Source organism: Roseovarius ramblicola (assembly GCF_042430665.1).
Taxonomy (GTDB): domain Bacteria; phylum Pseudomonadota; class Alphaproteobacteria; order Rhodobacterales; family Rhodobacteraceae; genus Roseovarius; species Roseovarius ramblicola.
This window is the reverse complement of the sequence record NZ_JBHMEC010000027.1, coordinates 44,864-54,289: the sequence shown is the minus strand read 5'-3', so window position 1 is coordinate 54,289 and position 9,426 is coordinate 44,864. Positions and strand designations below refer to the sequence as shown.

General features: G+C 70.1%; 4 protein-coding genes. All 4 read right to left on the bottom strand.

What is annotated here, in order from left to right; translation table 11 throughout:
* A partial coding sequence (locus tag ACFFU4_RS16355; RefSeq protein WP_377070918.1) for a beta strand repeat-containing protein occupies positions 1-5,200 on the bottom strand: 5,200 nt, incomplete at its 3' end.
* A 155-nt stretch (positions 5,201-5,355) separates the two neighbouring features.
* A complete protein-coding gene (gene tagH / locus ACFFU4_RS16350; RefSeq protein ID WP_377070917.1) occupies positions 5,356-6,603 on the bottom strand; it encodes a type VI secretion system-associated FHA domain protein TagH in 1,248 nt (415 codons plus the stop codon).
* Between the two features lie 61 nt (positions 6,604-6,664).
* Positions 6,665-7,234 (bottom strand): DUF6931 family protein, encoded by a 570-nt coding sequence (locus ACFFU4_RS16345; RefSeq protein ID WP_377070915.1) that lies wholly within the window; start codon positions 7,232-7,234, stop codon positions 6,665-6,667.
* 41 nt (positions 7,235-7,275) lie between these two features.
* Complete coding sequence (locus tag ACFFU4_RS16340) at positions 7,276-9,117, bottom strand: type VI secretion system Vgr family protein (RefSeq protein WP_377070914.1); 1,842 nt, start codon at positions 9,115-9,117, stop codon at positions 7,276-7,278.
* Positions 9,118-9,426: the final 309 nt, after the last annotated feature.

The window sequence follows — 9,426 nt, the reverse complement described above, 5'->3', positions numbered from 1 at the left end:
CGGCCTCGATGCCGTCATTGCTGCCGGTGATCGCGCCGTTGGCCGTGGTGGTACCGATGGTGATCGCGCCGCCGGAGGAGGCGACGTTGATGCCGTCGCCGCCATGGCCGGTGATGCCGCCGGTCACGCCATTGCCGCCAAGCATGGTGCCGAGGCCGCTGCCGTCGATGGAGATGGCCCCGCCGCCCGAGCTCGCGGTGATGCCGTGCCCGTCGCTGCCGAGCACCTCGTCGAGGGCGGTCACGGTGATCGTGCCACCGCCGGAGGTGAGGTCGGCCCCGTCCCCGTTATTGCCCTGCACGAGGTCGAGGTTGTCCAGCACGATCGCATTGTTGCTGGCACCGGTCACATGGATGCCGTCATTGTTGCCGATGATCGTGCCCGAATTGCCCTGCACCCGCGCCGTGCCGCCCGACGCCATGTCGATGTTGACGCCGTGCGTGCCCTGGCCCTCGACCGTCACGCCGGTGCCAACGGTCACCGTGATGTCGGCGCTCTCATTGGTGGCGGTGACCCCGTGGCCGCCCTGGCCGGTCACGTCGGCGTCGAGCGCGATGTCGATGCTGCCGCCGGTCCCGCCATCGGCCTCGATGCCGTCATTGCTGCCGGTGATCGCGCCGTTGGCCGTGGTGGTACCGATGGTGATCGCCCCGCCCGAGGAGGCGACGTTGATGCCGTCGCCGCCATGGCCGGTGATGCCGCCGGTCACGCCATTGCCGCCGGCCGTGGTGCCCAGACCGCTGCCGTCGATGGAGATGGCCCCGCCGCCCGAGCTCGCGGTGATGCCGTGCCCGTCGCTGCCGAGCACCTCGTCGAGGGCGGTCACGGTGATCGTGCCACCGCCGGAGGCGAGGTCGGCCCCGTCCCCGGCATCGCCCTGCACGAGGTCGAGGTTGTCCAGCACGATATCGGCCCCGCCGGAGGCGACGTTTACCCCGTCGACCGCGCCGATGATCGTGCCCGAAGAGCCCTCGACCGTCACCGTGTTGCCGGTGCCCGAGGTCACGTCGATATCGACCCCGGCGTCGCCCTGTCCCGTGATCGTGGTGGCCGATCCGACCGTCACGGTCACGTCGGCATCCTCGGCACCGATCACGACCCCGTCATCGCCGCCGGTCACGTCGTCATTGGCGGTCACGTCCACCGTGCCGCCGGCACCGGCGGCGATGTTCACGCCGTCATCGCTGCCCTCGGTCGTGCCGTCGAGCGTCATCGTCACCGCGCCGGTCCCGCCGGTGGTGTCGGCATTGATGCCGTCGCCGCCGGTGTTGTTGATGTCGCCGTCGGCGGTGGTCGTCACCGTGATGTCGCCCGCGGCATTGTCGGCCGCCACGCCGCCCGGCCCGATCGCCGGGACAGTGCCGCCGAGCGCGACCACCGTGATATCCGCGTTGACGGTCGCGTTCTGGTTGCCGCCGGTATGCGCGAAACTGCCGGCATCGACGGTCGCATCGTTATCGCCGCCCTGCAGCCGGTAGGTGCCGAATTCGAACGTGCCCGCGCCCTGCAATGTGCCGCCCGACTGAACCGTCTCGGTCACGCCGCTGAGCGTGGCGTCCATGCCCACGTCCACCGTGCCGCCGGTCACCGTCAGCGTGCCGATATCGGTCAGCGTCATCTGCTGGTCGATGTCGATGGTGCCGGAGGTCTCGATGTCCGAGCCCTCGGCATCCACCGTGCCGCTGGCATTGGCCGATCCGGTCAGGTTGATCTCGCCGGCATTGTCGATGACCTCGCCGCCGCTGTTGTCGGTGTCGGCCTCGAAGGTCGCATCACCGGCGAAGTTGTAGACACCGGTGCCCTGGTTGTTGATCGCACCCGCATCCTGCACCGTGCCGCCGTCGCCGACATTGAAGGTGCCTGCGTTGTTGATCGTGTTGGCGGTGCCCGAGAGCGTGCCGTCGACATTGATGATGCCGTTCTCGTCATTGTCGATGGTGCCAAAGCTGGCGCTGGCCCCGCTGGCCACCTCGAAGGTGGCGTCGTTGTCGAGCGAGGCGCTGCCGGTGATGCTGCCGCCCGTCCCCACGGTGAGCGTGCCGGCGGTGACGGTCGTGTCCCCGGTATAGGTGTTGGTGCCCGTGAGGGTGATGGTGTCAAAGGACAACGTGTCCAGCGAGATGGCCCCGCCGCCGCCGTCCTCGATCGTGCCGGCGAAGGTGGAGGTGCCGATCAGCGTCAGCGTGCGGTCGTCGGCGCCGCCGTTGGTCACCGTGCCGCTGCCGCCGAGCGCGTTGACCTCGGTGTCGGCGCCCGCGATGTCGAGCGTGCCGTCGGCCTCCACCGTGGTCGAGGCGATGAAATCGAGCAGACTGCTTCCGGCATTGCCGGTGCCGATTTCCAGCGTGCCTGCCTCGATCTCCACGTTGGCGTCGCTGGCGGCGGTGAATCTGTTGTTCACGATCACCGTGCCCGTATCCCCCGCGCGACCGAATCGCAGGGTGGAGGCGAACCCCGATAGATTCACCGTGTCCAGCGTCAGCGTGGTGCCATCCGCCGCCGCGATGGTGGAATCGGTGTTGTCGGTCGTCCCGATGCTGTCTTCGTCCAGCGTCAGGTCCGCCGTGCCCAGCAGCGTGCCGCCGTCGAGAGAGGTGTCGCTGCCGATCCCCGTCGCCCCCAGCGCCGCGGCATCGCCCACCGCCAGCGTGCCGTCGGAAATCGTGGTGGTGCCGCTATAGGTGTTCGCGCCCGTGAGGGTGAAGGTGCCGCTGCCCTGCTTGGTCAGCCCGCCGCCGCCGGAGATCACCCCGGCAAAGCCCGTGTCGCCCGCGTCGCCGGTGGTCAGCGTGTTGGCCCCCAGCGTCACCGTCGAGTTGCCCGAGGCCGAGGCCAGCGAGCCGATGGTCTCGGCGCCCGTCAGCGTCAGGTCGCCCGTGCCGTTGAGCGTCACCGCCGCGCTGTCGGCCAGCGCCGCGCCGTCCGCCGTCAGCCCGGCGGTATTCTCGACCGTCACGACGGTCGAATCGATGTTGCCGGTGACGGTCAGCCGCCCGCCGCTGACCGTGGTCTCGCCGGTATAGCTGTTGTCCGCCGACAGGGTCAGCTCGCCCGCGCCGATCTTTTCCAGCGGCCGCGCGCCGCCGGTCTCGGAGATGACACCCGACTGCTCGGCGCTGCCGGCGGTGACCTGAAGCTGCGTGTCGTCGCTGTCGAGGTCGATCGCGTTGGCGATGGTCACCCCGTCGGCATAGTCGATCACCGAGCCGGTGGTGGTGATGGTGCCGGTTCCCGCGGCGCTGTCCGAGCCCAGGCTCAGCGTGCCCGAGGCCACGGTGGTCCCGCCGGTATAGGTGTTCGCGCCCGTGAGGGTCAGCGTGCCGCTGCCCTGCTTGGTCAGCCCGCCGCTGCCGTCGATCACCCCGGCAAAGCTCGTGTCACCCGCGTCGCCGGTGGTCAGCGTGTTCGCCCCCAGCGTCACCGTCGAGGTGCCCGAGGCCGAGGCCAGCGACCCGATGGTCTCGTCGCCCGTCAGCGTCAGGTCGCCGCTGCCGTTGAGCGTCACCGCCGCCGTATCCGCCAGCGCCGCGCCGTCCGCCGTCAGCCCGGCGGTATCCTCGACCGTCACGACGGTCGAATCGATGTTGCCGGTGACGGTCAGCCGCCCGCCGCTGACCGTGGTCGCGCCGGTATAGCTGTTGTCCTCCGACAGGGTCAGCTCGCCCGCGCCAATCTTTTCCAGCGGCCGCGCACCGCCGGTCTCGGAGATGACACCCGACTGCTCGGCGCTTTCACCGGCAATCACCTCAAGCTTCGTATCGTCGCTGCTGAGGATGATCGGGCTCGCGGAGTTCACGCCATCGGCAAGGCTGAGCGTGGAGCCGGTGGTGGTGACGCTCCCTGTCCCGGCGGCCGTATTGCTGCCAAGGCGGAAGGTGCCGCCGGCGACCGTCACACCGCCCGAGAACGTGTTGTCGCCGGTCAGTTCGACGGTGCCGTCGGCGGCACCGTCGATGGTCACGCTGCCCGCGTTGGGGCCGTTGCCGGTATCGTCGGCGATGACATCGGAGATGGTCAGCGTCTCGCCCGCGCCGGGGGCCAGCGTGACGCCCGCGTTCTGCAGGAAGAGGCCGGTGCCCGCCGCTGTGCCGTCATTGGCGCCGGTGCCGCCGGTGACGCTGCCGCCGCTGGCCGAGGACGCGCCGGAAATCGTGACCGTGGCCCCGTCCTGCACGAACACCGCACCGCCGAAACCCGCGCCGCCGCCGCCGTCAAAAGGTGTGGCATCGCCGCCGCCGAAGCCGCCGATACCGCCACTGCTCAAAATGCCCGCGCCGCCGCCGCCGCCAAAGCCGCCGTCACCGCCCGCAGTGCCCGGGATGCCAATATCAGCACTGCTGCCGCCGCCGCCGCCGAAGCCGCCGTCACCGCCATTGCTCAATGCGCCCGCGCCGCCACCGCCGCCGCCATAGCCACCGGGACCACCATTATTGCCCTCACCGCCGCCACCGCCGCCGGTGAGGTCGCCGCCCGCGCCGCCAACAGTGTTATCAGGCCCACCGGCACCGCCGTTCCCCCCGCCGCCGTCACCACCCGCGTCACCTGAGTTGGTGGCACCATCGACAAAGGCACCGCCACCACCTGCACCGGCGTCACCCGGGGGGGTGGGGATCGCACCGTCGCCGCCAAGACCGCCGCCACCGCCACCGGTAAAGCCGGATTTACTGCTGCCCAAGCCACCCTGCGCGGCGTTGTTGGTGAACGCCACGCCCGTCACAGTGACGGTTGGCGCGGTATCGCCGCGGACATAGAGCGCGCCGCCCGCGCCCATGCCGCCACCGCCGCCGTCGCCGCCAGCGCCGCCCTGCGCCAGCCCGTCGGCCAGCGTGCCATTCTGAATCGTCGCCGTGCCCGAGTTGACGAAGAAGATGCGGTGCGCATTGTCTCCCGAGATCGTGTTGCCGCCCAGGTCGATCGTCACCCCGTTGCCATCCGTCAGCACCGGCAGGGCACCGGTCAGCGTGATGTCGGAATCGACGTTGATCGTGTCCGCCTCGGCATTGCTGTTGGCGGTGTTGATGTGGTTGACGAGGTCGGTCTCGTTGGACGCGGTGAACGTCGCCGCCGGGGCAGGCAGGGGCGCCGCGAGGACGAGCATGATCGCCGTCGAGGCCAGAATGGCCCGGCGCCCGCCCGCCCGGGGATCGGTGGCCGGTGCGGTGGCGAGGAAATGGCGAGGACGGTCAGCAGCAATGCGCATCAGTGAATCTCCGGGTGCGGAATCTGTTCACGGGAATGTGCGCGATGAATACGCGTGTTTGCAACACCTGTCGCGCCCGTCACACGCGCCAGACCCGGAAATGTGGCAGAATTACATTGACCCGCGCCTGACCTGCCGCCGGGCACAGCCTTCGCTCACCCCCCGCCCTCGGTATCGTAGGCCTCGGCGAAATAGGTCAGGAACACGTCGAGCATGCCGTTCTCGTGGGCCTGCGCCTTGGCGTCCCAGCGTTCGACAAAGGTCTCCCACGCCCGCGCGCGGCGATTCGACAGCAGGCCCGATTTCTTGACCCGCGCCTCGATCGTCTCGGGGGCGAGATCGTCCAGCAGCCGCGCCAGCGCGGGCTGGATCGCGGCGTGGGTGGCGTACTGGTGGCGCTTGATATCGGCAAAGGCCGCGCGGATCGCCTCGCCGCCGCGCTGGAAGCCGGGGCGGGGGGGGCCGAACATCGCGCTCAGCGCCTGGTCGGGCGTGGGCATGAACTTGAGCGGGTTGTTGTCCTCGCGCCCGATCATCGTCACCTGCCCCGAGCGCACCGAGCGGCGCGCCACGGCGCGCGCCTGCAACAGGCTCGACAGCTCCTCGCTCAGCGCGTGCAGCGCGCGGCCGATCTCGGTGGCGGTCTCGATCGGGTTGCCACGGCTGAGGCTGCCCTCGGGCAGCCCCGCCGCGGCGGCGATGGCGTCGAGCACCTGCGCGGTCTCCGGGGCCGGGGCCGGGCCCTGCCCGTGGCCCTGCGCCGGGGGCGGCGGCGCGGACGGCGCGGTCGGCGCACCGGAGGCACCGGGCGCACCGCCGGGCGGGACCGAGGGCGTGATCGCCGGCCCGCGGCCCGGCAGGGGTTGCGCCGAGGGGGGCGAGGTCTCGCCGGGATCGCCACCCGCATCCGCGCCCCCGCCGCCCCAGATATCGGCCCCCGGGGAAAACGCCGGGCCGGGAGCGGGGCCGGGGGTCGGGCCGGGAGCGGGGGTCGGGCCGGGATCAGGAGCGGCGGCAGGCCCGCCCCCGAGGCTCCAGATATCGCCGGGGGGCGCACCGCCGCCCGCCGCCGCGCCGGCCTCGAACGAGACCTCGACGCTGTAATGGCCCACCTGGAGATGATCGCCCGGCTGCAGGGCATAGGGGCTCTTGACCCGCGAGGCGGACCCGTTGACGAAGGTGCCGTTGGTGGAAATGTCGTAGAGCCACCACTGCTCCTTCTCGAAGCGCAGCTCCATGTGGCGGCTGGAGATGAACCGGCGCTGGTCGGGCAGGCTCCAGCCGATGCCGCTGTCGCGGCCGACCTCGAGGATCTCCCCGGGCGCGACCGACACTTCGAGCGGGCCGCCATCGGGCAGGCTCGACATGTTGGTGATGCGCAAGCGCAAGGTCTGGTTCTGCATGCGTCCGCGTCTCCGTCCGGCCGGGCGCGCGGGCGCGCGCCGGTCCTGTCATGTCGTTTTGTCAGTCAAGATCGGGGGCTGCAAGGTCACGCGCCATCGACAGAAAGTCGCGCAGCGTGGCCTGACGCCGGGGCTGGGCCACCCGCGCGAGGGCGGCGAGAACGGCGGCGTTCACGGCACGCCCGGTGAGAAAGCGCGGCGGCGTCACCGGCGGGCTGTCGGGCGCGGTGAGCGAGGCCCCGCCCCAGCCCGCGCCGAGCGCCAGCCAGACGCCGGGGCCGCGGACCTCGCTGGCCATCGCCGCATCGAGCATCGCGGCGCGGGCGTCCTCGTCGGGCTCGGCCACCCAGGCGGCGGCGCGCTCCATCATCCCGGCATCCACCGGGTCGAGCCGGTCGCCGACATGGCGCAGGCATTCGTGCCCCCACCAGACCGACACCCGGCGGATGAACATCTGCGCGGCAAAGGTTACCGCCTCCTCCGGCGCGGGACCGTCGAGCAGGCCCCGGGCAAAGGCCATCACGCCCTCGTCCCGGCGCGGGCGCGCCGTCATGTCCTCGCCGATCTCGGGCAGCGCGGCAAACAGGTCCTGCGCGGTCAGGTATCGCAGGGTTTCGAGCGGTTTCGTCACCTTCGGTCGCATCCTGTGGCTGGACGGGCCCGGCGGGGCCGTCACGAGTTGATCTTGACCATCGCGCCCTTGATATCCACGAGCGCGCCGGCCTTGTGTTCGGAGGTCATGCCGGCGCTGGACTTGAACGCCTGCATCGCCTTGACCTCGATGGTCGGGGACTGGAGCGTGATCGAGGAGGCATCCATCGTGATGGTGCTCTGGCCCACCTTGAGGGTGATCTTCGTGCCCGCGGTCACCGTGAGTTCGTTGCCCACATCGAGCGTGTCGTCGTTGCCGATCGTCGTCTTGCGGTCGTTGTCGACCTCGCGGCCCTCGTCGTGCAGCACCTTGGCGTTGAGGTCGTATTGCGCGTGCAGGCGCACCTCCTCCTTGCCCTTGGTGTCGTCGAAGGCCAGCTCGTTGTAGCCGCCGCCACCGGGGGTGGAATTGCTCTTGACGCCCATGGTCTTGCCGCCGTCGGCGACGTCGAAGGGCGGCATGTTGTCGGCGTTGTAGACGCAGCCCACCACCAGCGGGCGCGCCGGGTCGCCGTCGATGAACTCGACCACCACCTCCATGCCGACGCGCGGCACGGCGAGCCCGCCCCAATCGTTGCCGGCCCAGAGCTGGGCGACCCGGCAGCGCATGGAATAGGCCCCCTCGCGGTCCCAGTGAAAGCACACCAGGATGCGGCCGTACTCGTCGCAGTCGATCTCGCCCTCGCCCACCACCACGGCGGTCTGCGGGCCGAGCACCCGCGGCGCCACCCGCGCCGGCGGCGGCACCACCGGCCTGTCGGCCTCGCGGAACTCGTACCAGCCGCGATAGCTGTCCTCCTCGGCCCCGCCCGCGTCGCCGGTGCGATAGGCCTCGGCGGTATAATTATGCGCGCAGGCCAGCGCCACGAAGGTCTTGCCGTCGAAGGCGGCAAAGGCCGCCTCGTCGAAGCCCGGCCCGGCGGGGGCCTTGACGGTAATCTGCATCCCCGCCATCAGCGACGCGCAATCGCCATGGGCGCTGTGCAGCCCGTCGGCCATGGTGACCTGCTTCTGGCGCAGCTCGGCCAGCGTGTCGCCCTCGCCGCGTTCGGGATAGCGACCGGGATAGAAGAACGATTCGATGTCGCCCTTCTCATAGGCCGCCCCGGCGCTCTTTTCGGTCTGCATTGCGGCGCGCGGCCTGGTGAAGTTGTAATCGGTCATCGCCACGCGCCCGGTGCTCACCCGGCGGCCGCCGTTCCAGTCGTGCAGGTGCTCGCCGGGGCGGCGCTGCTGGCGGTCGATCACGCGGTAGGGGCGCGACCCGCCGGGGATCTCGGGCAGGCTGTCGGTCTCGTCGAACAGCACCAGCTCGTGGGCGTGCATCCGGTGGCGGAAATAGTAGCTGATGCCGAACATCGACATCAGCCGTTCGACAAATTCCAGGTCGGTTTCCTGGAACTGGACGGTGTATTCCATCTTCGGATAGCTGCCGCGCAGGTCGGCCACATGCGAGAACCCGTAATCGGCGAAAATCGCGCCGATGACCTCGGGGGCGGTCATGCGGTGAAAGATGCGCTGGTTCTGGCGCAGGCCCAGCAGCCACAGCCAGGGGCGCAGCGTCACCAGGTAGCCGTGTCCGCCCTCGTGCATGCCCAGCCAGCGCGCCTCGGTCAGCAGCCCGTCGAAATGGCGCGGCGGGTGGCTCTCGTCGATGGTCTGCAGCTCGACCGAGGCATTGCGTCCCAGCAGCGGATCGAAATCGATATCGGGCGTCACGCTGACGCACTCCACCTCGAACTCGAACAGGCGGTTGATCGCCTCCTGCCCGGAAAATCGCAGCAGCGCCAGGCTCGTGGTCTGGCCGCTGTCGGTGTTGTCCGGCGGATAAAACACGCCCAGACGGTTGCTTTGGGAAATCATCTGTCCTGTCTCTGTCTCTTGCGGGCGCGGCATGAAAACGGGGCCGCTCCGGTGCCGGGATGAAACGCGTCCTTCTTGTGTCAATATGTTCGTGCCGGGCGGGCCGGCCGGTGCCATGACACAGTATGACCAAGTTTCCCCGTCAGGGCAAAGACTCCCACGGTCTCACCGGGGTGCGGGACGGGATATTCCCGCACCACACCGCGACACCGGCTCTTATTGTTGCGCGCAGGTCACAGGTGCCGGGGCCCTGTCTGCACGTCCCGAGGGCCGTTTCCATCCCGCTCACCGGGCGATGCCGCCCTGCCC